Origin of the sequence: Rhodanobacter sp. ANJX3, from assembly GCF_014200755.1 — a bacterium.
Lineage (GTDB): Bacteria > Pseudomonadota > Gammaproteobacteria > Xanthomonadales > Rhodanobacteraceae > Rhodanobacter.
In genome coordinates this window covers 89,119-112,905 of sequence record NZ_JACHCM010000003.1, presented here as the reverse complement: position 1 = coordinate 112,905, position 23,787 = coordinate 89,119, and the positions used below count along the sequence as shown (strand labels likewise).

At 54.9% G+C, this 23,787-nt stretch carries 22 protein-coding genes and 3 pseudogenes; 9 read left to right on the top strand and 16 right to left on the bottom strand.

From position 1 onward, the window contains the following. Positions 1–379: 379 nt before the first annotated feature. Positions 380–1,132: a DUF72 domain-containing protein gene (locus tag HDE76_RS08995; protein WP_221262373.1), complete on the top strand. Its 753-nt coding sequence runs from the start codon at positions 380–382 to the stop codon at positions 1,130–1,132. A gap of 124 nt (positions 1,133–1,256) precedes the next feature. Here the strand turns inward: HDE76_RS08995 and HDE76_RS08990 are convergent, their stop codons facing one another. Both HDE76_RS08990 and HDE76_RS08985 read right to left on the bottom strand, forming a co-directional pair. Continuing rightward, a complete protein-coding gene (locus HDE76_RS08990; protein ID WP_184506850.1) occupies positions 1,257–1,637 on the bottom strand; it encodes a response regulator in 381 nt (126 codons plus the stop codon). A 141-nt stretch (positions 1,638–1,778) separates the two neighbouring features. Next, the gene (locus HDE76_RS08985) at positions 1,779–2,054 is read right to left on the bottom strand and encodes a hypothetical protein (RefSeq protein WP_221262372.1); all 276 of its coding nucleotides are present in this window, start codon (positions 2,052–2,054) and stop codon (positions 1,779–1,781) included. A 288-nt stretch (positions 2,055–2,342) separates the two neighbouring features. Between HDE76_RS08985 and HDE76_RS08980 the strand changes: the two genes are divergently transcribed. The 3 genes from HDE76_RS08980 (at position 2,343) to HDE76_RS08970 (ending at position 4,241) form a co-directional block, all read left to right on the top strand. Beyond that, a complete protein-coding gene (locus HDE76_RS08980; protein WP_184506848.1) occupies positions 2,343–2,603 on the top strand; it encodes a hypothetical protein in 261 nt (86 codons plus the stop codon). Between the two features lie 37 nt (positions 2,604–2,640). Then, positions 2,641–3,930: a divalent metal cation transporter gene (locus HDE76_RS08975; RefSeq protein WP_184506846.1), complete on the top strand. Its 1,290-nt coding sequence runs from the start codon at positions 2,641–2,643 to the stop codon at positions 3,928–3,930. Positions 3,931–4,055: 125 nt separating this feature from the next. Next, the gene (locus HDE76_RS08970; RefSeq protein ID WP_184506844.1) at positions 4,056–4,241 is read left to right on the top strand and encodes a hypothetical protein; all 186 of its coding nucleotides are present in this window, start codon (positions 4,056–4,058) and stop codon (positions 4,239–4,241) included. A 6-nt stretch (positions 4,242–4,247) separates the two neighbouring features. Here the strand turns inward: HDE76_RS08970 and ligD are convergent, their stop codons facing one another. From ligD to HDE76_RS20755, 3 genes and pseudogenes are all read right to left on the bottom strand, one after another. After that, positions 4,248–6,833, bottom strand: coding sequence for a DNA ligase D (gene ligD / locus HDE76_RS08965; protein ID WP_184506842.1), 2,586 nt, complete (start codon positions 6,831–6,833; stop codon positions 4,248–4,250). Between the two features lie 3 nt (positions 6,834–6,836). Then, positions 6,837–7,012: pseudogene (locus HDE76_RS08960) on the bottom strand (DUF3606 domain-containing protein). A 1,331-nt stretch (positions 7,013–8,343) separates the two neighbouring features. Next, a pseudogene (locus HDE76_RS20755) lies at positions 8,344–8,503 on the bottom strand (winged helix-turn-helix domain-containing protein); the annotation flags it as partial. A 44-nt stretch (positions 8,504–8,547) separates the two neighbouring features. Here HDE76_RS20755 and HDE76_RS08940 point away from each other — a divergent pair. The 3 genes and pseudogenes from HDE76_RS08940 (at position 8,548) to HDE76_RS08930 (ending at position 10,334) form a co-directional block, all read left to right on the top strand. Further along, the gene (locus HDE76_RS08940; RefSeq protein ID WP_343205681.1) at positions 8,548–8,850 is read left to right on the top strand and encodes a response regulator; all 303 of its coding nucleotides are present in this window, start codon (positions 8,548–8,550) and stop codon (positions 8,848–8,850) included. A 48-nt stretch (positions 8,851–8,898) separates the two neighbouring features. Continuing rightward, positions 8,899–10,032 (top strand): annotated as a pseudogene (locus tag HDE76_RS08935) (IS3 family transposase). Continuing rightward, positions 10,029–10,334: a winged helix-turn-helix domain-containing protein gene (locus HDE76_RS08930; RefSeq protein ID WP_184506836.1), complete on the top strand. Its 306-nt coding sequence runs from the start codon at positions 10,029–10,031 to the stop codon at positions 10,332–10,334. The pseudogene HDE76_RS08935 and the gene HDE76_RS08930 overlap by 4 nt, the downstream one beginning before the upstream one ends. A gap of 435 nt (positions 10,335–10,769) precedes the next feature. On the opposite strand, the gene HDE76_RS08925 is transcribed toward HDE76_RS08930, so the two are convergent. The 4 genes from HDE76_RS08925 to HDE76_RS08910 all read right to left on the bottom strand — a co-directional run bounded on the left by HDE76_RS08925 (position 10,770) and on the right by HDE76_RS08910 (position 14,667). Then, entirely contained in the window at positions 10,770–11,783 is a 1,014-nt protein-coding gene (locus HDE76_RS08925; RefSeq protein ID WP_184506834.1) for an ATP-binding protein, read from the bottom strand. A gap of 186 nt (positions 11,784–11,969) precedes the next feature. Next, positions 11,970–12,896 carry an SDR family oxidoreductase gene (locus tag HDE76_RS08920; RefSeq protein WP_221262370.1) on the bottom strand — a complete coding sequence of 309 codons (927 nt, stop codon included), beginning with the start codon at positions 12,894–12,896 and terminating at the stop codon, positions 11,970–11,972. Between the two features lie 288 nt (positions 12,897–13,184). Next, the gene (locus HDE76_RS08915; RefSeq protein ID WP_184506832.1) at positions 13,185–13,805 is read right to left on the bottom strand and encodes an NAD(P)H-dependent oxidoreductase; all 621 of its coding nucleotides are present in this window, start codon (positions 13,803–13,805) and stop codon (positions 13,185–13,187) included. A 73-nt stretch (positions 13,806–13,878) separates the two neighbouring features. Beyond that, complete coding sequence (locus tag HDE76_RS08910) at positions 13,879–14,667, bottom strand: class III extradiol ring-cleavage dioxygenase (protein WP_184506830.1); 789 nt, start codon at positions 14,665–14,667, stop codon at positions 13,879–13,881. A 77-nt stretch (positions 14,668–14,744) separates the two neighbouring features. Between HDE76_RS08910 and HDE76_RS08905 the strand changes: the two genes are divergently transcribed. Continuing rightward, positions 14,745–15,644 (top strand): LysR family transcriptional regulator, encoded by a 900-nt coding sequence (locus tag HDE76_RS08905; protein WP_221262369.1) that lies wholly within the window; start codon positions 14,745–14,747, stop codon positions 15,642–15,644. A gap of 3 nt (positions 15,645–15,647) precedes the next feature. On the opposite strand, the gene HDE76_RS08900 is transcribed toward HDE76_RS08905, so the two are convergent. The 3 genes from HDE76_RS08900 to HDE76_RS08890 all read right to left on the bottom strand — a co-directional run bounded on the left by HDE76_RS08900 (position 15,648) and on the right by HDE76_RS08890 (position 17,211). Continuing rightward, complete coding sequence (locus HDE76_RS08900; RefSeq protein ID WP_184506826.1) at positions 15,648–15,986, bottom strand: hypothetical protein; 339 nt, start codon at positions 15,984–15,986, stop codon at positions 15,648–15,650. 536 nt (positions 15,987–16,522) lie between these two features. Continuing rightward, a complete protein-coding gene (locus tag HDE76_RS08895) occupies positions 16,523–16,729 on the bottom strand; it encodes a hypothetical protein (RefSeq protein ID WP_184506824.1) in 207 nt (68 codons plus the stop codon). A gap of 50 nt (positions 16,730–16,779) precedes the next feature. Next, entirely contained in the window at positions 16,780–17,211 is a 432-nt protein-coding gene (locus HDE76_RS08890) for a hypothetical protein (RefSeq protein ID WP_184506822.1), read from the bottom strand. Between HDE76_RS08890 and HDE76_RS08885 the strand changes: the two genes are divergently transcribed. Next, positions 17,206–17,724, top strand: coding sequence for an HAD domain-containing protein (locus tag HDE76_RS08885; protein WP_184506821.1), 519 nt, complete (start codon positions 17,206–17,208; stop codon positions 17,722–17,724). The two genes, HDE76_RS08890 and HDE76_RS08885, sit on opposite strands and share 6 nt — an antisense overlap. A 324-nt stretch (positions 17,725–18,048) precedes the next feature. Here the strand turns inward: HDE76_RS08885 and HDE76_RS08880 are convergent, their stop codons facing one another. From HDE76_RS08880 to HDE76_RS08865, 4 genes are read right to left on the bottom strand one after another with little or no spacing between them, the layout of a single operon-like run. Next, the gene (locus HDE76_RS08880) at positions 18,049–18,549 is read right to left on the bottom strand and encodes a hypothetical protein (RefSeq protein WP_184506819.1); all 501 of its coding nucleotides are present in this window, start codon (positions 18,547–18,549) and stop codon (positions 18,049–18,051) included. Then, the gene (locus HDE76_RS08875) at positions 18,546–20,615 is read right to left on the bottom strand and encodes a hypothetical protein (RefSeq protein WP_184506817.1); all 2,070 of its coding nucleotides are present in this window, start codon (positions 20,613–20,615) and stop codon (positions 18,546–18,548) included. Before HDE76_RS08875 ends, HDE76_RS08880 begins: the two co-directional genes overlap by 4 nt. Next, the gene (locus HDE76_RS08870) at positions 20,612–22,600 is read right to left on the bottom strand and encodes a hypothetical protein (RefSeq protein ID WP_184506815.1); all 1,989 of its coding nucleotides are present in this window, start codon (positions 22,598–22,600) and stop codon (positions 20,612–20,614) included. The genes HDE76_RS08875 and HDE76_RS08870 overlap by 4 nt, the downstream gene beginning before the upstream one ends. Beyond that, positions 22,597–23,328: a hypothetical protein gene (locus HDE76_RS08865; protein WP_184506813.1), complete on the bottom strand. Its 732-nt coding sequence runs from the start codon at positions 23,326–23,328 to the stop codon at positions 22,597–22,599. The genes HDE76_RS08870 and HDE76_RS08865 overlap by 4 nt, the downstream gene beginning before the upstream one ends. Positions 23,329–23,787 lie beyond the last annotated feature (459 nt).

Sequence of the window (23,787 nt, the reverse complement as noted above, 5' to 3'; positions counted from 1 at the left end):
TGAAGACCAGAGCGCGTGCCGGCGGCTCGAAGCAGGGGGGCTTCTCACGAAAGTCGTCCACGGTTCCTGGGCGCTGACGGCTTCGGAAAAGTTTCTGGCATCGGGCGGACGTTGAATGCCAGGATCGACTCTACAGATGTGCACAATCGGAGGACCGGTCGAACTAAGTCCGGGTTAGACCCCAAGGAAACGCCACAATGGGCGAAATCCAAGTCGGCACCGCCAGCTGGACAGACAAAAGCCTGATCACTTCCAAGCGTTTCTATCCGCGTGGGTGCAGCAGTGCGGAGGCGCGACTGCGTTACTACGCAGAACATTATCCCATGGTCGAAGTCGACAGCAGCTACTACGCCATGCCGTCGCTTACCAATTCTGAAAAGTGGGTCGAGCGCACGCCGCCGGCTTCACTTTCAACATCAAGGCGTTTCGGCTTTTCACGGGACATCAGACACCGCCAAAATCTCTACCGGCGGACATCCAGCACGAACTGACGTGGTTTTTCGCAGGGCGCAACAACGTTTACTACAAGGACATGCCAGGCGAAATTTTGGATGCGATGTGGGAGCGTTTTAAGATCGCCATTGATCCGCTGCGCAGCGCCGGTAAATTGGGCGCCGTCCACTTTCAGTTCCCGCCATGGGTGGTGCCATCAAGAGAGTGGCATGCGCATATTGAAGACCGCGCGGAGCGTATGAAGGGGTTCCAACTTGCTACGGAATTTCGCCAGAAAAAGTGGTTTGACGACGAGCATAGTGAAGCGACGTTGGAGTTCGAACGCCAACATAACTTCGCACACGTCGTCCTGGACATGCCCCAGGGGTTTTCCAATAGCCTGCCGCAAATCTGGGAGGCGACGAGCCCGAACTTGGCGATCCTTCGCCTACACGGTCGTAACGCCGAGACGTGGTACGCTAAAGGTCAGACCGCAGCGTCCGACCGTTTCAATTACGACTACTCAAACGAAGAGCTTGAACAGTTCGTTGAGAAGATGCGACGGCTCGCGACGCACGCCGCCCTGGTCCAGGCAATCTTCAACAACAACTTTGAAGATCAGGGGCAGCGCAACGCCGCCACCCTCAAGCGCGAATTCAAAGGCGAAGCCTCTGGTTCGAACTCATTCGCGCTGACTTGATGGGTTCAGTGAGGGAACGAGCGGGTTCTGCAATTAACGCTCGGCCCAAGGCGCAAACCGCCAGAGACTTTCACTAGCGGCGGCCCGGTGGCAGCTCGGGACGGTCGGCCATATAACCGGAAACTCAGTCAGAGCGAAGCCGAAGAAATGCGTTGTCGATGACGTCGGTAAGTTCGGCGATGCCAAACGGCTTTTGCATGAAAATAAATCGGTCTGTGAGACCTGCGATTTCCTCTTGCGGGTCCGCAGACATGATGACTATGGCAGCCGCCGGATGTGTTTGAGCGACAGCCTCTGCGATGTCAATGCCGCTCAGGCTTCCCGGTAGCATCACGTCGCAGAGCAGCAGGTCGATTCGAGCAACCGTGGCAATCATTGCGGACGCCTGCTGGAAGCCAGCGGCGGTCAATATGTCGACGTCGGGAAAAGACTCAACAAAAAGCACCAACGTACCGCGCACGCCTGGGTCATCTTCAACGATAAGAGCCACAAGTCTGTCATTCACTCTTATTCGCCACTTCTTGATCGCGTGGCGAAAGAATATCCCTAAACACCCAAGCATAGGCGCAGTGGGCTATCCCCAACGTCGTCCCATGTGGACGAAAGGCCACGGGGATGAGTTAAATGTTTGATTCTGTGCGTACCGTCAACTCGGCTCGAATTCCACGGCGCGGGGACGCATTGGGACACGTTCATTAGGTGGGACGGCTGCCGGCGCCAGGGGCAACGTCGGATTGGTGCGACCGAGCGTGATGTTCTTGCTTGCACGGACGTACCGGTTGGCGTAGGTCCATATTTCACCCGTTTCTGTAATAAGAACGACCCAATAGAGATCTGACTCTGGGCCATAATCCAACATCAAATGCGCAAAACCTTCGCCCTTGGGCGTGTTTAATGGCAGCGGCGGATTAAGCTGAATCATTGGCGTTCTCCCGATTTTTTGCGCACCATGTCGCGTAATACGTGAATGTGTGGAGAAGCATTTGCATAGGGTCGATTGACGTCGTGGTGGGACGATCGCTCCCTTTGCCCCTTGTGCAAGAGGCCGTGATACGAGAAGAGACACATGCATCACAGCGGTTGATCGGCCGGCGGCCATCGTGACGCCGCAACTCGAAAAATGAATGAAAACTTGCAGGAAGTTTGAGGTGAACTTCTTCCGACGCCCATCATCGCCAGAAACCAAAGCCGTCAAATGTGAGAAAACGCCATGGCCATTTCGCGTTCAGCTCTAGGGCACCGCATCGCTCAACTTGAAGGGAAACTGGCATATTTACTGGTGAACAACCAATCGCCGGATCATTTCCGCGAGGCACTTCATCGAAGTGTCACGATTTTATTGTTCGACGCTGACACCACTGATCGAAGCTGGGCTATTGAGCAAATCAATGCGGCGCTCTGTTCGTATCGGCTGCTGCCTCTCGACGAGGAGGTTTTGAAGCGTCCGATCACCTCACCTGATCCTCACTGACTCCACAGCATCGTTGCGCATCACGGGGAGCAACCAGATGGCTGAAGAGCACACCGACCGGACTAAATCCGGCTCATTTCGTTGGCTGAGAGCTTTAAGCAGTGGCTTGATTACAGGCGCGGCCGACGATGACCCGAGTGGCGTGGCCACTTATTCGCAGGTCGGCGCAAAGTTTGGCTACGCCACACTTTGGACCATGTTTCTTGCGCTGCCGCTGATGATTGCCATTCAAATTGTCAGCGCGCGTATCGGGCGAGTGACCGGCAAATCATTGGCCGACAACATGCGCACCCAGTTTCCGGGCTGGATTGTCACGTCATTGGTGGGTGCGCTGGTCGTCGCAAACGTGATCAATCTTGGTGCCGACGTGGGTGCGATGGGGTCCGCTCTGCAACTTCTCATTGGTGGACCGGCCGTGGCCTATGCCCTGGGTTTCGGGTTGCTGTCCACGCTGCTTCAAGTCTTCATCCCTTTTTCAAAATACTCACCAATTCTAAAAATTCTGACGATCAGTCTTTTTGCATATGTAGCAACGATCTTTGTTGTCAAAGTGCCTTGGAGCCAAGCGATTCATGGAACATTCGTTCCCTCGTTCCAATGGACGGCCGATTATGCCACCGCCATCGTCGCCATCTTGGGCACGACGATCAGTCCCTTTCTGTTTTTTTGGCAAGCCGCCAGCGAAGTGGAAGAGCTTAAAAGCGATGGGCCGAGAAGGGCGCTGGCGGAAAAACCTTCTCAGGGAAAAGACGCAATCGAACGCATCAACGTCGATACCGTGATTGGGATGGTTTTTTCAAATGTGGTGGCGTTCTTTATCATTCTCACGGCTGCGGCGGTCTTGCATGCGCACGGTAACACCGACATACATTCATCGGCCGAAGCCGCCTCCGCCCTCAAACCGATTGCCGGACCATTTGCTTTTTGGCTTTTTGCAGGCGGCATCATCGGCACGGGCATGCTGGCCGTTCCGGTGCTCGCCGGTGCGACCGCCTACGCCTGGGCGGGAGCAACGGGGAACGTTTACGGACTGGAACACAAGCCCCAAAAGGCTAAATTCTTTTACATCATCCTGATCGGCGCCATGGCCATGGGTGCCGGTCTTAACCTCACGCCCATCGACCCGTTCAAAGCGTTGTATTGGAGCGCAGTGATCAACGGGGTGGCGGCGGTGCCGATCATGGTGGCGGTCATGCTGTTGGCACAGAAAACGGCATTGATGAAAAAGTTCGCCATCAACGGGTGGGTCAAATGGATTGCCTGGTTGGCCACGGCCGTCATGGCTGCCGCAGCTGTAGTCATGTTCTGCACCTTGGGGAGCAGCTGATCAACCTTTCCAGCCCGTATTTGTCTCTGCGGTCGTGGACGGGCATGGCCATCATGTCGAATGAGCTCACGCGGCAAGGACGCGTTCGGCGAAATACTTGGGCTACCGTCCACGTGGAGCGCGCCATGAGCAAGAAAATCCTGCCCGGTGAAAACGGAAAAGATCACCCGCCGAAGGGCGATGGCATTCCGGATGGAGTGGTGAAACCCATTAAGCCAGCCGGTGCGAACAGGCCAGGTACGAAACCAAAAAGCAAAGATGGGAATGTCGAGAAAGTCGGGCGTTGTGGACTCAGTCGCGACGAACGATGACCGGCATCAACGACCTGAAAGTAGTTTGATCACCGAAGCGAGGTTTTGCTTCACGTCGTCGATGCCATCCCATGGATCCTTTTTCTGGCGCTTCAAGCGAGCAACTGCTGTCTTGATGTTGAATTGGCTCCCGCTTTTCAATTTAGCTAGTTCTTCCCAGCGAATGGGCATCGCCACAGGAGCGCCGGGCCGTCCCCGCAGAGAATAGGAGGCAACCGCCGTGGCCCCCCGACCGTTGCGCAAATAGTCCACGTAGATTTTTTCGTTCCGAACCGCCTTGCTCGAAGTCGCGACGAAATCCATCGGATGTGCGCCAGCCATGGCGGCAGCGAACCCTTGGGCAAACTGCTTGACGCTTTCCCATTTGGATGGCGGGTTCAAAGGCACCACGATGTGCAGGCCCTTGCCGCCCGTGGTGCGAAGAAACGACTGCAGCTTCATGTCCGCGAGCAATTTCCGCACAAGCTTGGCTGCAGCTTGCACGCGTGCCCAAGACACGCCCGGCCCAGGGTCGAGATCGAACACGACGCGATCAGCCAGGTTCGGCTCGTCGACGTGCGATCCCCACGGATGAAACTCTATGGCGTTGTATTGGACGAGCTCGATGATAGATGCAGGGGAGGTGGGGTAGATATAAACGGCCGATGCGCCCGTCTCTTCTTTCAGTCGTGCATCGCCCACATGCTTTAGGCCCCCCGTGGGGATGTGCTTTTGGAAGAAGCTCGCCTTTTCGATGCCCGCTGGAAAACGTATGACGCTCGTCGGGCGCTTGATGACACCCGGCAAAAACCATTGCATGACAGCGTGATAGTAATTCGCCACGTCTTGTTTGGTGTAGCGATCGTCTGGGAAAACCACTCTGTCAGGATGCGTGATTTTGATCTCGCTGTCGTCGTCAACTGGAGCAAGCGTGCGGCCTGACTTTTTCTTAGTTGCTTTGGTTGCTTTCAACGCTTTGCTTGGCGCTTTACCTTCGGGCGCTTTTGCTCGGTCGCTGTAGAGCAAATCACCTGGCGACTTATCGAGGCGCATGGTTTTCAATGACGGTTGGCGCAACAAACCTTGGTTTCCGATGCCGCGAAAATACACTTCGGCGACCACCGTGGGTTTAATCCACCGCCCCCCCTTTGGCGCCTCGCTCGCGTGCTTGATCGAAGGCTTCGATGTGCCGCCCTTGGCGAGGCTCTTGGTCAGCTCGTGCAGCATTTCATCGGAGAACCCGGAACCCACACGGCCGACGTATTCCCATTCACCGTTCGGCGCCGGCTTCGCCAGAAGCAACGACCCGAATCCACTGCGCGAACCTTTGGCCGCGGTGTAGCCCACCACTGCAAACTCGTCCGCGTCCAGACGTTTTACTTTCAACCAGTCATCACCTCGACCACCGTGGTAGACGGAGTTGGCGCGCTTGCACATAATGCCTTCGAGTTTGTGCTCAGAAGCCATCGCAAACATCTGGTCGCCGTTGCCCACCGTGTGGCTGCTGTAAGCGAGGTGTCGGGAAGGTTGTTTCAGCAAAGCTTCGACAATGCCTTTGCGCTCGACAAGCGGCGTGCGAGTGAGGTCATACCCTTCGAGATACGGCACATCAAAAAGCATATAGATCAGGGGCGCCGATTTCTCACCGGAGAGCGTCTGCTGCAGTGCGTTGAAATCAGGCCTACCATCGGTGACCGCAATGAGCTCGCCGTCGAGGTGGGCCGAGTGCAATCCCAGCGCCTCGATCGCCTGACGGATGTCGGGGATCTTGTCTGTCCATAGTAGGGCGTTGCGCGACCAGAGGTTGACCTCTGCATCAACGATCGTGGTGAGGATGCGGTAGCCATCCCACTTCACTTCGTGTAGCCAGCTGTCGCCCTTCGGCGGGCTCTCATGAAGGCGCGCCAACTCCGGCTTGAAGGGGGCGGCGCTCGGCGGCGCTTTTTTGGCGCCCGTGGCGGCCTTGGCCAACTTCTCCGCGGCGACCTTCGAGCGCTTGCTTACAGGCACTTTTTTCGGCTTGGTCTTCTTCAGCTTGGCAGCGACTTCTTCAGCGCCGCCGCTTTTCCCGGCCGCCTTTTTCGTGCTCGACCTCATGGTTGCATCGAGCAAATCGTCCGCCTCAACGGCGCTCACAAACCCGTCTTTTTCTTTCATCAGAAACCAAACGGGCTTTTTCTCTTTGCTCCCACTGCGGATGAGATGCCAGCCGCCCTTCAAGCGCTTGCCAAAAAGCTCAAATCGAAGATGCCCTTTTTGTAGTTGCGCCTCTGCGTCCCCGTCGGTTGACCAGACTCCAGTGTCGAAGGTGTCCACATGGCCACCGCCATAGTGCCCTTGTGGGATGTCGCCGGTGAACGTTGCATAGGAAATCGGGTGGTCTTCGACTTCAACGGCCAACCGCTTCACCGCAGGGTCGAAACTCGGACCTTTCGGGCACGCCCAGCTTTTAAGCGTGTCTCCCACCTGCAAACGGAAATCGTAGTGCCGGCGGCTCGCATGATGGAGCTGTACCACAAAGATGGGGCGCCGGCCCTTTTTGGCAGAATCCTCCGCCTTCGGCTCGGGCGTCTTATCGAACTGCCGCTTGCGTTTGTAGACGGCGAGCGACACGACTTACTTTTTCAGCTCGCGTTTGACGTCGTCAGACATCACGCCGACTTTCGCGACAGCATCGCGAACCTGCTGCTCGGACACGCCCCACTTTTAGCCCAATCCCGTAATTCATAAGCTTCGTGGACATTGACACGCTTGCGATCTGCAGTGCCGGTTTTGGATTTGTCATCGCTCATGGGGGGCTTCTGGTGGCTGGGTGCGCCACACGTATCAGCGCCACGGTGAAGCACCCGTCAAGTCACTTTGGTTCGAGCACGCAGCTTCGACCTGAGCGTGCACATAGTCCGCCCTACCGACGGGAGCGTGCCAAGGCAGAAAGACGCTGACGCGCGAGCAAGTCCAGGAACAACTGGATGCGTTGGACCGAAAATAAGAGGCCAGGAAGTCCGAGAACCCGAACGGAAGGGATTTCTGGCCTGCTTTCGCGGACTAAGCCAATGACATTACCGATGGTGCGTCAGCGAAAGATTATTTGTGCGCGCTCGAACAGATCGACGCCATCTTGCTAGCGAACGCCGCCCGCGGATAAGGGAGCGAAGGACCGCACGACTGTCCTGCCAGCGACGCCGACGCAGGCGCTTCAACGGCACCTGTTTCAGGTCATCGCTTATACAAGCGCGATGTCGATCGAGGCCGCGGATATGTTCCGTTGCCCGGAGCGCTGCTCCGGAAGTATGCCAATACCGCTCGCAGCCCTGCCTGGCATTAGTATTTCCGTCCAAAGTAGTTCGTCCCTGCCTTGATACGGGGGCTACTTCGCTGGCACGCATCAGAAGCCACGATCCAGAGACGATTCAAGCTGGCGCTGGAGCAAGCTGGCGTCCACGAGCATGCCAGCGGCCATACGTTGCGACATTCGTTCGCCACGGACCTGTTTGCCCAACGGACACTCAAACCATCCAAATGTTCTTTGGGCAACGCAGCCTACAGACAAAGATGATCTACACGCACGTTCACCAAGACGTCAGCGTACGATGAGTCCGCTTGATCGTCTGTAGTGGGTATACATGCGCCGGTCATTACCGGGGCCGGCGCTTGCTCGCGTGCTATTGCTTGGCGTTGAACATTCCGAGCGCCGAACGACCGCTATCGGGCGACGCGACTGATTCACCGACCGGCTGTTATTGGCCGTTTTTGGATCTTGGGGAGGGCGATTAGCCGCTGTTATCGCAGGTATGGAGAAGCTTTAGTCTCAGAGAGCCCGCTCCAGAGCGGAATTTGCACTCAGCTTTACGCGCAGCTAAATCCTTTCCGATCATCGTTGAAGGATTGACGATCTTCTCAAACTGCTCCTGAGTCGCCTTCCCAGACTTGATCGCCGCTTCTTTCAGCGTCGCGCCGCCGGCGGCCGCGTCCTCGGCAATGTGCGCGGCATTTTGTTAGCCAATCACCGGGAAGAGTTCGGTAACGAGCATTGGCGACTGGCTTATATAACTATCGATCTTGTCCCTGTTCAGCTCTGTGCTCTCGACAGAAAAGGTGCGGAACAGAATGCGCTGTGGTGCGGGCCGCGTGCGAGATCGATAAGTTGTTCACGTGACAAGACGTGTTGAGGATGTTCCGCGAACGCCATCAGAAGGTCGAATTCGCCGCCCGAAAGAGGAATCAAGGTTTTATCTAGTGATCGAAGTTTGCGTCTTTCGACGGTCGAGCTGCCATCCTCCAAAACGTAAAGACCTTCCACTGCCTGCATTGTCACTGTGTCTGTTCTGTGGTTCTACCACGCAAGGACGGTTTGGCTGTGCTGGATCATTTACGCCATCGCGCGAATCGTCCGCGGATCCTTGTGCTGTCAGCCCGCAACCAGGTGTCGGACAGAATAAGCGTACTGAACATGGGAGCGGACGATTACTTGGCGAAACCGTTTAGTTTCGACGAACTGCTGGCACGGCTTCGTGCTTTGTCCAGACGACCTAAAGCAGCCAAACTGCTCTTTCTTTCAATGGGGGCAATGAGTATCTACCCGCTAACGCGCTTAGTTGATGTTGCGGGGGCGACGCCCCCCCGGTTTTGAGTAGCACGATGATTTGGAGTCCAATCCCACCATCGAAGGAGATTGGACGTGAAGAAGCGATTTACCGACGAACAGATCATCGGCTTCCTGCGTGAAACGGACGCGGGCCTGCCGATCAAGGAACTGTGCCGCCAGCACGGCTTCAGCGAAGCCTCCTACTACCTTTGGCGCAGCAAGTTCAGCGGCATGAGCGTGCCGGAGGCCAAGCGTCTGAAGGAGTTGGAGACCGAGAACATCCGACTGAAGAAATTGCTCGCCGAGCAGATGCTTGAGAACGAGGTGATCAAGGACGTCCTGCGAAAAAAACCGTAGGCGCACCGGCCCGACGCGTGTTGGTGCGCCAGATGATCGACAAGGGATTGAGCGAGCGACGCGCGTTGCGCGTCGTGGGCATGAGCGCGAGTGCCTACCGCTACGCACCGCGCCCGGATCACAACGTGGACATTCGCCAGCGCATCGTGGCGCTGGCGCAGCGGCACAAGCGTTACGGCGTGGGCATGATCCATCTGAAGCTTCGACAGGAAGGCGCGCTGGTGAACTACAAGCGTGTGGAGCGGCTGTATCAGCAAGAACGGCTTCAGGTGCGTCGGCGCAAGCGCAAAAAGGTGCCGATCGGCGAGCGGCAACCGCTGCTGCGCCCGTCGGCGGCCAACGAGGTGTGGTCGATGGATTTCGTCTTCGATCGCACGGCCGATGCCCGCGTGTTGAAGTGCCTGACCATCGTTGATGACGCTACGCATGAATCGGTCGGCATCGAAGTGGAGCGGGCGATCTCCGGTATGGGCGTAACGCGCGTGCTGCATCGCCTGGCCCACAGTCGCGGCCTTCCCAGGACGATTCGCACGGATAACGGCAAAGAGTTCTGCGGCAAGGCGATGGTCGCCTGGGCGCACGCGCGTGGCGTGCAGTTACGCCTGATCGAACCGGGCAAGCCGAACCAGAACGCTTACATCGAATCGTTCAACGGACGCCTGCGCGATGAGTGCCTCAACGAACACTGGTTTCCCAGCCTGCTGCACGCCCGCACCGAGATCGAACGTTGGCGACGCGAATACAACGAGGAGCGACCGAAGAAGGCGCTGGGCGGACTGACACCCGCCGCCTACGCCAAGCAGTTAAAGTAACACCGGACTCCAAACGGACCCGCTACTCAAGGCGGGGGGACGTCGGGGGTATCGTTGAAGCTCTCGCCGCGTCAGTTTTCTCTATTGGAATTGCTCATGCGCTACCGCGGACAAGTATTCACGCGTCTCGAAATTCTGGATCGGTTACCGGGTACGGAGTGCGACCAGTCCGACAAGAGCGTCGAGATCATCGTGTTCGGTCTACGGCAAAAGCTAGCCAAATCTGGTCTGACGAATGTGATCGAAACGCGTCTTGGCGCGGGCTATCTTATTCCGTATATCCAAACCAGTCTGCCGCAACGGGGCCCTCTCAATCGGCGTGGCTTCGACGATACGCGCGGTTTTTTTTCGTCGATTTAGATAGGCTCGTGGTTTACGTGATCAACATGCCGGGATTTAACGCAATCGCGTCGTTCCAAGTCACCAGCTTTTTGCCATGGGGGAGGCGGCCGCTGTATCACTGACGAAAAAGCGCTCACATTGCTTAGCCCATGCCCCTTCGTGCTGGCAGACAAGGCCTTACGATACGGATCGCATCCGGGAGCTGATCCAAGGCCAGGGGACCTCCCCCAACATCCCGCCAGAGAGAAACCAGCCTTACCGTCATAGACGGCTACACCTTTAGCGACTCCTTGCTCGGGCGCATGTCTGCAGCAAGTTCGCAATGATCAGAATCAGCATGCTGACCCGCACTACCAAAATCACTGAATAGCCGTCGCCTTGATCGACGAACAATATAGTGGTTTGTCGTTTTTTTTGGTGTTGCCGCCCGCAACCCGAATGTTGCGTTTGCCCTTATTTAGGAGACATGGGCAACAAGACAATGGCACGTAACCCATGGGGCTGCCGGTTTTCCAGGGTGAGTTCTCCACCATGGTTGCGAATGATGGAGCGAGCTGACGGCAGGCCTAACCCGAAACCGCCGGTAGCGCGATTGCGCGAAACTTCGATGCGGAAAAAGGGCAGGAAAAGCTTGGCTAACAGGGTAGGAGGAACGCCGGGTCCGTCATCGTCGATGGTGATAATGACTTGGCTGTTCTGCGCCTTAAGCGCAACGCGCGCTCTGCTGCCGTATTTCACCGCGTTCTCGATCAAGTTGGTTAGCACTCGCTTTAACGCGAGCGGGCGGCCCTGATAGACCATTGGCATAAGGTCAGGGGACTCTACCAATTGACCGATATCGCGGAAATCGTCCACCACTGTGAGAATCAGCTCGCTCAGTTCAAAGCGGGTCATCTCTTCTTGCTGACCATCCAAACGAAAAAATGCCAGACTCGCCTCGACCATTGCCTGCATTTCGTCGACATCACGGAAAAGTTTGCGCTGTTGTTCCCCGTCGTCGATGAACTCCCCGCGCATGCGCATGCGAGTCAGCGGCGCGCGTAAATCATGCGAAATCGCCGTGACCATTTCCGTGCGGGCATCCATCAGATGCTGGATACGCTCCTGCATGGCGTTGAAAGCTGCTGCGGCCTCGCGGATTTCTAGCGGGCCGCTTAGCTGCAAAGGCACGGCAGGCGCGCCGGCGCCAAAGGTTTCCGCGGCATCGGCGAAGCGCTGCACCGGACGAGCCAGATACCTACTGGCCACGCTAGCGATTAAGCCGCTGGAGAGCAAAACAAACAGAACGGTTATTAGCAACCGTGAGCTGTGATCTAAACCCCAGCTACGCTGCGCGGTATCGAATTGCACCCAACTGTGATCGGATAGTTCAATGGCGATGGTGTATCTATCCGAGACGGGCTCGCCATTGCGAAAGTCATCATGAGGTTCTGAGGCCAGAACAGCGGCATCAGGACGATCCAGCATACTGGTGATTTTCGCCCAGCGGGCATCGTGCTCTTTCTTGTCACTGTCGTGCGATATCGGCAGCAGATCACGTTGCCCGCGGCTGTGCTCATAATTTTATCGGCTAACCGATGGTGAAGGGCTTAATGCTGACGTCAGGCTGCTGTCATATCGCAGGCTCGAGAGCTCCCAATATCTAGGGTCGCGCTAAGTATTCACCAAAGCCTCGCTTAGCTGCCACAGGCGGGTCGTCGCTGCTTCATCCCTTGCAGAGGCGGAGGTCGTCGCCATTTGCTGTTTCACAAAATAGGCGCCTGAAATCTGTTCCACGTCCGGCGCCGTCGCAAGATAGATTGACGTCGCCGAGCCCTCATCGACGCTTATGCCGCGCAAACTCATGTAGCGTCGCATGAGCCAGCCGTAGACGCCATTTCCCTTTGAAAACTGGGTTGCGACCAAGCCTGGGTGCAGGGCATTGGCCGTCACGCCGGAACCGGCCAGTCTCCTAGATAGTTCATGCGTGAACATAAGAATGGCGAGTTTCGTGTGCGCATATTGGCGAAACGCGGGATGCGCCCAAGGCATCGCTAGCGCGTAAAAAATATTGCCAATTTCGTGGCTTGGATAACCCCCAAATCCACGTTTTGCACATTGCGGGTCATCGAAATTGAATTGCGATACATCTTCGTATGCCTCTGAGGCGACATTGACGATGCGAGCGGGAGCGGCTGCTTTGAGCGCATCAAGCAACTGTTGAGTAAGCAAGAACACGCCAAGATAATTGAGTGCAAGCGTCATCTCGATGCCGTCCTCGCTTTCCTGGCGCAGGGTGAATAAAGCACCCACGTTGTTGACGAGTACGTTCAGCGCCTTGTGTCGCTCAAGAAACTGCTGCGCTAGAAGGCGAATTTGCGCTTGCGACGACAAGTCCGCGCAGAGAAATTCTACTGACGCGTTGGGAGTCGCTCGCCGAATGGATTCCACCGTTTGCTGACACCGCTGGATGTCGCGGCCAACGACGACCACCGTGGCGCCTTGCCTAGCTAACTCGCGCGCTGTGACTTCACCGATACCACCTGTTGCACCGGTCACCATGCAGACCTTTCCAGCCATCGGGCGATGGGCTTCGATCATGATCAGCATCCCTTGACGAGTTAAACGAGCGGTCGCGAAAAACCATCAACCCAGAAGCATCAGCTGGACGATTTGATCAGACCGTTTCACCGACCAACCATTTCCGCCGTCGAAAGCGGACCTGTTGGCAATATAGCCCTAAAGCTTTATACCAGCAGGCCGCCGCCGCTGATCAGGACAAGCATTTTTCAGCGCTCGCTGCAAAAAATGTTCAGTCACGCCAGAATGGTAAGAAGTGGCTGTATGCAAGTAGGCAAGGAGATCGCAAAGAATGCGAAGGGAACGGCATCAGGCCCTAGACGCAGCGGCCTCCACCTGCGAGGCAAACGTCTGCAAAAAATCTTCGCGAGATATCTGCCCCATGTCGACTGACTTTGCGTTTCCGCCGGCGACCACGGTGACATCCTCGATGCCGATCACCTTGAGAATCAGCCGCAAATAACTGGTTGCAATATCGCGGTCGCGGATGGGAGAACCCTTCGTATAGACGCCGCCCGATGCCATAAGGAGGGTGCACGCCTTGCCGTGGACCAAGCCCTCACCGGAGAACCCGAGGGTCATGCCCTTGCGAACGATGTGGTCGATATAGGCTTTCAGCACGGCTGGGATGTTGTAGTTGTAGACCGGCGTGCCGATGGCAATATGGTCGGCAGCCAAAATCTCTTCGACGAGTTCATTGGACAGGTGAAGGATATCCTTCATTTCATCCGTATGCTGGTCGGGTGGGGCGAAATATGCCCCGAGCCACGGCATGGTGACGAATGGAAGATTGCTCTTCATGAGGTCGCGCTCGACCACGCGGCCATCCGGATGATTTTTCATCCACTGGTCGACGAACAGCTGGGTGAGTCCGCGTGACATGGAGTATTCGCCGCGAGGGCTGGATTCAACCACGAGCAGGGTGGGCATGAAGACGTTCCTTATTTACGTGAGTTTTCGAACCGCCCGGCCAGCGGTCGGTTCGCCAAGGGTTTGAAGCGGCTTAGCCGAAGCGAAAGCCCGAAATGGGTTTACCTAGTGCATAACCATGAAAGTCCACGATGGCCGTCTCTCCTGAGGCGGCACCGGCGGCAACCATCAGGGGCAATAGGTGATCCTCATGAGGCTGCGCGTCGCGTGCACCGGGGGCTCGTTCCCAGTCGATGAGCGATTGATCGCGCGAGTCCGTGGCAGTGATGGCCTCCCGTAGCCAGGCGTCAAATGCTTCAGCTTTCAGATCTGGACCCGCGCCTCCGAAGCCGCGCATGTTGTGGTACGTCTGGCCGCTTCCGATGATCAGCACGCCTTGTTCGCGCAATGGCTTGAGAGCACGACCGATTTCCAGGTGAGTCGCTGGATCAAGCCCGCGTTGCAGCGAGAGCTGTACGACAGGAATTTCAGCATCGGGGAAGGCGACCTTGAGCGGAATAAAGACCCCATGGTCGTAGCCTCGACGATCATTCGCGGCGCTCTTAAGTCCTAAGTCATGGAGCACACGGCGCACGCGCGTGGCGATGTCCGGTGACCCGGGCGCCGGCCAAGTGATCTGGTAGGTTTCGTCGGGAAAGCCGTAGTAATCGAACAGCAGTGGCGGTGCCGCAGCGACGTTGACGGTTGGCACCGCCTCTTGCCAGTGCGCCGAGATCACGAGGAGGGCGAGCGGCGGTTCGCTGAGTGCCGACGCAAAACCATCGAGATGGTCCTCAAGCGGTTTCCACGTCGCCCGCGTAGGGCCGCGTGGCAAGAAAAAACATGGGCCACCGCCGTGATTGATAAAGAATGTTGGTTGCATCCTCGCAATATAAGAGGTGACTTATATCAGCGGAAGCGACTAAATTGTGATGTCTTCTATCACTTTTGGAGATGAATTTGATAGGCAATCTCACGCTGGATCAGTTGCGCGTCTTGGTGACCATCAGTGACGCCGGAAGCTTTTCGGCGGCAGGACGCTCGCTCGGCCGAGTTCAGTCCGCCATCAGCTTGGCCATAAAGACACTGGAGGAGACGCAAGGGATTGAGTTGTTCGATCGCACTCGCCAAAAACCCACGTTGACGCCGGTCGGGCGCGTACTCGTCGACCAGGCCCGCGTGATCCTTGCAAGCGCGGATCGGTTCCGCGCCATCGCTGCCGGAACGCGGATGGGGCTGGAGCCGGCCCTGACGCTAGCAATTGATCCCCTTGTTCCGACGGAACCGCTAATAGACAGCCTTCGCGCCCTTCGCGATACGTTTCCCGATCTGTCCGTCTCCTTCTCCACGGAAGGGGTGGGCGGAGCCGAAAGACGTCTGCGAGATCACTCCGCGTCACTGGCATTCTGTCTGTTGCTGCCGTCCGTACCGGACGACTTGATGGCTTACCCTTTGATGAATCTCGACCTTATGCCCGTCGTCGCAGCAGACCATCCGCTCGTGCGCCTCGGCCGTCAGTTGGACCGTGCCGATCTCGAAGCCCACGTGCAACTGGTGCTGTCTGATGCCCACGGCACCGAGGGTCCGAGCTACGGCGTCATTGGCAGTCGAATTTGGCGCTTTGTCGATCTAGGGCGCAGACTCGATTTCCTGCTTGCGGGTTTTGGCTGGTGCAAGATGCCGCCCTTTGTCGTTGAACCGTATCTGGCGGACGGCCGATTGGTGAAGCTCGACATCTCTGACGAGGGCATATCGCCCACGGGAACGCTGCCGGTCTACGCAGCGCATGTCCGCGGGCGGCCTTTGGGTCGTGGAGGGAGCTGGCTCTTGGACGATCTCCGACAACGCCTTATGAAATAAAGCTCATGGGAACAGACCGTCCTTAAGACAAAAGCGCGGGGCCCGTTGTGCAATCGGAACCGCACGTGTATTTCCGCGCATCAAGCGCGGCGCGTAAAGCTCAGCTTCTACGGTGTAAATGCGCAATATCGCGTAAAACCAGTCTTGCGGGCGTATTGCACGAAATTTTGCAACGATGATTGGCACGACAAGCTCTGGCTCGAGATCAGCCCGTAAAAGTCTGGCTTGCTTGTCCTGTTTCAATCGTTCGGGCAGCCTATCGTTGAGCAACCGTCCCTGCCGCTGAACATACTTGCGCAAATCGGGATCGATCATCGCCTCATGCGTCACCGTGCTCGCCATCAGACACTCCGGAGATGGTGGCTTCGCCGCCGCTTAACTCGAGCGTTGTGCGGGCGAGGCGGTCTTGCGGAATACTGTGGTGTCGTATTCCTGTCGTTGCTTTTCCGTTTTCGCAAGTCTTTGGAGCAGATAAGTTCAGACAGTCTGTCGACTATTCAGGAGCAGAGGTAGGGACCGTGCGTCGTGTCGCTACCGCCACTTAACGCATGCGTTAAACGTCTGCTTTTGGCCGATTCTGTTGAAAAAATCCGACTTAACAAATAGACGTCCAAATTTTTAATCGAGACGGCAACGACAATTCGATTCTGTATAAATTTACACATTCAAGCCGACAGAAAGCGATTGTCGCGGCCGAATTTTCTCGCTTTGAACCATCTCAAGTTTTTGAAGCGAGTTTTTCAACACTATCGGCCGGTTAGTGACCTTTAGTTGGACGGCTGTTCGGTTGGCGGCTCTTGCCCAATCGTCGCTTTCCGGCCCTTAGCAGTCCATCAAGCTATCAGGCCGTACAAACAAAATACCGTACAGGGCGGCAATTAATCGACCTCGCTTTGGATGGGCTCGCCGCCTTCTTCTGCATCGTCGAAGTAGACGCGCGGCGAGCCAATAAAACGCATTATTTCGTGTCGTTCCTTCCGCTCCTTGGGATCCATTTCTTCGTAATGAAACTCTAACTCGCCCATTACTTCTGCCTTCGACGCATCCGACTTAAAGCAATCGAGGTAGTCGTCGACCAGACCCATTTATACAATTCAGATGACTTCTTGAGTGTCTGTCTTGCCAAGCGTGGGTCTCAAGCCAAGTGACTAGGCCAAGCGTTCATTGCAACCGTGACAATTGCCCGCAAGTCTTCGCGTCGTCCACCGTCTCGCGCCAGTACCGACATACCCTGAACCAACGCGATCGCCAGACTCGCTAGAGACTTTGCTTTCGTATCTTCAGGGAGCAAACCCGCGGCGATATCTTGCTCAATACGCAAACGCACTCGGCTGATCATCTGGCGTCGAACTTGAGCAACGGCTTTCTGGACATCCTTCGCCTCCACTGAGCCGCTTGCCGCCGCACTTGCCAGCAAGCATCCTCGCGGCGTGCTGCTATTCGTGAAAAGGTCAGCCGCGGACATTAGCATTTGATGCACGGCCTGGTAGCCGAAATGCCGCAAAGGGATCATTATCAATATGTCGCGCAACGCGAAGGCCGCATAGATCGAGGCTGTTTGATGCATGAAAAGGTAATCTATCTTGACTTCGACGGTGTCTTACACCCGGACGAGGCATATCAAAACGCTAAGGGGAGGGTTTTCCTGCGTGATACTGGAAAACTTTTTGAGCATGCTTCCGTACTTGTCGAGCAGCTTGCTCCCTATCCAGATCTTGGGATCGTACTGTCGACAAGCTGGATACGGATTAAAAGTTATTCGTGGGTGTGCCGCCACCTACCTAACGGCTTGCGTGAACGGGTAGTTGGTGCGACCTGGCATAGTCGGTTCAAACGCGATTACGATGAAACGCTTTGGTGGCGGGACGCGTCGCGTCACCGCCAGATCAAGCGGGACGTGCAGCGCCGCATGCCGACATCTTGGCTTGCAATCGATGACGATTTAGATGGTTGGCCCGAGAACGAGATGGATCATGTGGTGTTTTGCGATCCAGAAAGTGCGCTCGGAAATGAGCGAACACAGCAGGCATTGTTCAAATGTCTCAAGAGTCGCTTTGGGCAGCATCAAGATGCGTCGTGACAGGTAGCTAAGTTCAATTCTATTTGCGGTATTGATCTCTCAGAATTTAAAACATCTATGCGCGAGGGTCAGGCCGGGCGATCCAGAACAAAACATTTCCCGATATGTCTAGGCGTGATTAAGTTTAACGTTCAGGACGCGAATATATACATACGTCCGCTTTGGTACCGAACAGATCGACTGAAAAATGCAACGCATCATTCGTCAATCCCGGCCCGAGATCTGTGCCTAGCCAGCGCTTCTCTCTATCATCTTTTACCTGCTGCTGAAAGCAAAGGTATTGGTCGGTACTGTCAAATGGAACTTCTTTAAAAATTTCAACGCTCAGCGCTTTTTAATGCTGACAACCGTTCCGTTGCTTAGAGCCTTCTGAAGTTTGGCGACTTCAAATTGAAGATCCGTGTTCTGCTTCTCAAGTTGGGCAATAGTCGTCAAATAGCTCGCCTGTTCTAAATGGTAATGATCAACCCATTGAGCAATCTGCAAGTAGCGATGTTTCCAATAATCTACGCGCTGTGTGACGGAATGGCGAACCACTTTTTGGCCAGAAAGTAGTGATCGCTTTATTTGGGCTAGCCACTTTTCAACCTCAGCCCTAGTTGAGTTCTTATGTGATTTTCCCTGCAGCGTTACCTTATGGACGCCCGCTCGACGGCACACCTCGGATTGACTCAGTCGCCCACCGTTGTATGGGTAGATACCGTCGTTATTTTCGACATCGATTTCAATAGCTCGTAGAGCCGTTGTTATGCGGCTCTGTATCGTCTCGCTGCGGAGCTTGGCATGTTTGATAATTCCCGCAGAGGCTGGCTTGTTCTGGGTCACGAGAAAATACCGTCGGCTTCTAAATCGGGGTTGCCATACCGCTGTACCAAAGGATGGTCAGACCATTTTAGATAGACGTCGTGCCATCTATACAGCCAATTCCTAAGTTGCCCTGCCCACATGTTTAGGCTGACTGAATGTAGATCTTCAGACTTCTGGATCTGCTCCAGAATATAGCTAACTGTGTCATCGCACTCGGATTTATTGTATGCCGTAAGCAGCTGATGGGCGCAGCCCGACTGACAATTACCTGGATTGCGTCGGCCTTGTCTGGTCCCACATGGCCCGGTTGCAAGATTGGGCAAAGCACATATTACCCCGGGCATTACGATGGCCCACTCGCGCCCCTCTAACGTCAATACCTCAGCAAGCTCGTAGACGTCTTCGGGGTCGAGTTTGCTTTTGCGATGTAGCCTCTGAAACTGAGCTTTGGCCTCGCGAATTTTCGTACTAACTCTCCCACCAAGCGTCTCGCTCTGATTAATTGCGTCGACGGCCATTAGGATGACGAGCTCTCGTTGCACCTGTTGGACGTCAGCGATGATTGCCCTATCGCTCATTATGTAATGCTTGAGTGTTACATCTGGATCGTCGTGACCAAAGCAGTCCATTGCGACCATCTGCGCGTTTGTGAGGGTTAGCGCGATGACTCTAGCCAAGGTCTTACGGAACCGATGGACATGAGCGCTTTGGTGCTCCTCCGCTAATAGGTGTTTAAGCCCTAGATTCTTGACGAGCTTATTGAGTAGAGCGTTCATGTCATGTAGGCGCCCACCAACAGGCGACTTTAACGTGGTAACCCAAAGGTGATCGCCGGTGTTCTCGCTCGCGCTGAGAGGTTCCATCCGCTTGAGCAAGCGCGCCAGTCGGATCTGCTGTCTGGCGGTGAACTCAATGATGGGTGGCGCGGGCCAGTCGCGGGAATATCCAGCAACGCTGCGATCGTTCTTTGTAACTATGCCTTTCAGGCGGTAGCCATCACCTACCGCTTCTAGACAATCTTCTTTTTGGCTCAAGGCGGTCGAAGCGCGTGGGCCTGATGCTAGTAATAGCAGCCAAGCATGAGCGGCTTCGAGCAACGTCAAAAAGCTGCGCATTGCTTGCCACGTTTCCGGGAGTGAGTTGGGGTCTTCGTTGTCTCTCAATTTTAAGTTCAGCTGACGTCTTGAATAGATTGATCTAGCGGAAAAAACACCAAAAGGTATACGCTCGATACGTCGGCCGGTCGGATCTCTCCACTCCCATTCTTTGACTATTGTGCGTCTAACTCGATTTGTTTCCATCGCTTCGTTTTGCGCCGTTCTGCTTCCCTTTACGAGTGCTGCGTAGTGATTTCTAGAAGGAGGTGGAGGGCGCGCATCGAGGCATGCCTCTAGACAATCGAGAAGGGTGGGTCCGAGCGTCTTGATTAGCCAAAGCACCCTTTGGCCACACTGACCCGTAAATTCGTCAGGGAAAGGCTGGTACCCCATCCGGGTCGATATATGCGATTGTTTGAGCTGCTCGCCTTTTCTTACACGTTCGATTGCGCCATCGTCACGAAGTGCTTGTCGGGGCTCCTCAGCGATAAGTTTGCGACGGTAAAGAAAGCCGAGAAAAGCGCACAGCACCTGTGCCGCGCCCCTGTTACCCATGTGTTCTAACATTTCGTCAACGGTTAGGGAGCTCCACCAGCGGTTGGTGCCATGAGAAGCTATTGTCAGCGCTGGAGCTAGTCGTCTAAGCAACCGCACCTCGCTCATGACAGTTATAGGTTTTGCGATTGCGCGCCCCTTTTTGACCAACGACCGTAAAAGTGCATAGCGGAGTACTTCAGTCCACGCACGATCGGCGAATGCCGTGTCCAACTCCCATTCGATCAAATACGCACCAGCAGATAGGGATTTGGGAAGCCATTCCTCTGGCGTTCTCCATTTCCCCCAAGTAGATCCATGCCCAAGTCTGGATTGAAGTGCCAGAAGGTCTACTCTCTTAAAATTTTGAATTTCGCTGACGGAGAATGCCGACCGAGCATCCGCTCTCAAACGTTCTAAGTCTTGGACGAGGAAAGAATCAATTTTGCTCATAGCCTCGCCCCGAAGCGCAAGACTTTGTGACTGCCCGACGCAATCAGCGTTTCCCAATGAGACGTCTGGCTAGCGACCTCTTCGATAGGCCATTGCTTCAGATCCGCCTCAAGACTGGTTAGGTCGCTCGCGTATTGCGCTTCGGCCCAAATTGTTGCGCTGACATTGGATCGAAGCCACCGCAGTTCAGCCAGTCGCTTTGCCATGTGCCAACTATCAACAGCCTGTGCAATTGGACATCCTGGACAGCGATCTCCGCGAACACATTGGACAGACCCATCGCCGGGATTGGAGGGGTCAATTTCTAAAGGGGGATTGTTGGGGTCGCCGCACCTGTAGCCGCTGTAAGTAAGCTCTTCCTCCCTTATGGTTTCTCTATAGGCGTTCAGCCGATCAAGATCTTTGCTGCTCGGCTCGAAGTCGTACTCTAGCTTGGCACGTATGATTGTCGCGTCGATACGAGCATGCGCTTCGATGCCGTCAATCATTACGACTTGCAGGTCTGAGAGTTTCTTCTCGGAGTAACGTCGCCACAAAATTTTTCTTAGGTACAGCCGAGTCGTTGCGACATGCTTATGCCCCAGAGCCCACTGCACCATGACCCAGCTGTATCGAGAGTCGACAAATACTCGGCTGGCAAAAATGTCGCGCCAGTCACTCGGCGTAAGAGTGGTGGGAACTTGTTGCTCTGGGGTAGATGCACTGTTGTTGTTTGAGACAAGTCGTTTCCAATAAGTGCTGGCGAAGCCGGTTTCATCACTATGGCGAACGACAATTCGTCCCGCTCTCATACCATCCCCTCGCGCTATCCAAGGCGAGCGGAGGGCAACCCTTGGAAGAGATGAAGCTTTCGGATTTTCAGCGATCCAATCCCTGAGTGCCCGCGTGCGCTCTAACAACGCACACACTATTGCGTAAGGTCCAGACGTAACCCGGCCTGAGGCAATTGTCCACTGCCAATCAGCACTTCTAACTTTGAATGACTCAATGATCCAGAGGTTTGATTTTTCATCTCCATGTGGGCGTGCCCACTCTGGGTTTCCAATATCAAGGTTGTACACGGTGGATGGATTCCATCCGGTTCGCGCCATGAAGAGCTGACTTAGACAGTCGATATCGTCAAGCGTCGGATATAAACCTGCCTCTAGTGACGATGGGGTCACGTGTTTTCCTGCTCTCGGATGATCCGAGTCATGGCGCGGCCACCATTTCGGAACATGACCTTTTTCGCTCAAGCCTAGAGCCCGATTGAGAGCGACTTTCCCAGGCAAGGGGCTACCTGTTCGTTCGATTAAAACGCGATAAGAAGTGTGGGCATCAGCTTCTGTTGTTGCGTAATCTAAGCTATGGCCTTTGCCGTGCTGGAAGTCCAATATGTTGCGCCCTTCGAGCGCCAGTCTGTCGGCACGTTTCCAGCGGTCAAATATTTTGTATGCCGTATGTTTAAGAAGAGTCAGCGCTTTACGTACTTCTTTTTCATTAGGTAAATCGCCTGGATATGGGCGAATTCTTTGGAAAGAGTGCCACTCAAAAATGTCGCCAAGACCAAAATACTCTAATCTTGCAGATCGGATAATCTTTCCGATATAAGAGTAAGTTGATTGATGGATGTCACACGACCATTCTTTCGCGATTGGCCTTTGCCAAATGATAGAAAGCTCGGAACTGATGTCAGAAAGGTTATCGACTCGTGTGAAACCTGCATTTTCGTATTGATCCAAAAATCGATAGAAACTTCGTAGGTAACGTGCGACGAAACGTAATGATTTCGGCGCTCTACCCTCGACCGAATCTACGATAGATCCCCAAAGTGCTTTCGCAAGTTCTGGACGTCCGCGGAAGCCGCCTTTCCAAGTTTTGGAGCCCGTACCAAATTTAGTTGGGGGCGCGCCTCGCCATAGCTCAGAGAGATCTATGGAATAGTCCAAATGGTTTTGATGCTTACAGCGGAGCAGACCTTCGAACGCCGAGAATTCCACTGTCACGACTCGTCTCCTTGGTCACAGAACTTTTGCCAGCGCAGAGCCGGATGTTCGAATTCCTCTAAGATTCGAATGTGCGCTGCTTTTAGATACAACATGGTGGTCTCGTCGCTACAGTGTCCAAGAAGTGGGCTGAGTATTAGCTTCACCGCATCTCGCATCGTGCCTTGGAGCCAAGTGAGTTCGGGGACTGATTTGTTATGCCGAGCTGCTAGGTCGTTTCGTATCCACTCGACAATCTGATTAACGGCAAAATAGTGACGTCCCTTATGAGGATGCCAATCTTTTGGGCAATAAGGCGTCGAGACCCATGCTTGGTAGAGTTGCTGGTCAGCGAAAGGCTGGTTGCTCGCCTCTGAGAGCCAAAGTCTGTCGGTTTTGGGAGCAAAAGCCCTTCGTTGTCGTTCCTCTGGGCTGTGCCCCGCGAGTATCCAGCGTCTTAACTGATTGCGTCTAGTGACATTTCGATAATGATCGATTTCGTCGGCGAGATTGAGTGGAACGAGAATATTTCTAGGCTTGGTTGATCGAGTGCTATTGGGAAATATTTTAGGACCCTTTATTCCATGTTCAATCCAGACCGGTATTTTTCCTGCGCGGACTTTCCATTTTTCTCTCGGAGGCAAGGTGTCTAATCGCCATTCGTTGCACTCATGAATGCGAATTCCCGTCTCTAAAATTAGTTCGCACATGAGACTTTTTACGGTGAACCTAGCGCGTAGATATTTCATCCAGTGGCCTATTTCTTTTTCACTAGGCAAGTGAAATTGGCTCCGCCTAACTGGTAGTTCTCCGACCCGTTGTTGCACCAATGCCTCGTCTCCTCCACCGCGACCGAGAGCGATTTTTTTCCTCTTAATGTTCGTTGGAACGCGGAGCGATTCGCGAATAGCTGGACCAAGGAGGGTCGGGGTCTCAGAAGCCCAAGTGAGAAAGAAGCAAGCCTCGTTGACAAGGTTGTTAACTCGAGACGAGCCTAGTCCACAGCCGCTTTCCGAGGCGGTGCCGTCTAGCAAGCCCCTTTGCCAAGAGAGTAGATCTTCTCGATAGGTGACGGTTCGCCAGTCTCTGCCAGTGCGTTCGCACCAACGGAAGAAGGTTGCCAATCGGTTGGCAAGTGCCCTGGAAGATTCGCGTGTCAGGAGCCTTATTCTGCCATGTGTATCAAGCGCGCCGTGCCCTAAGTGCGG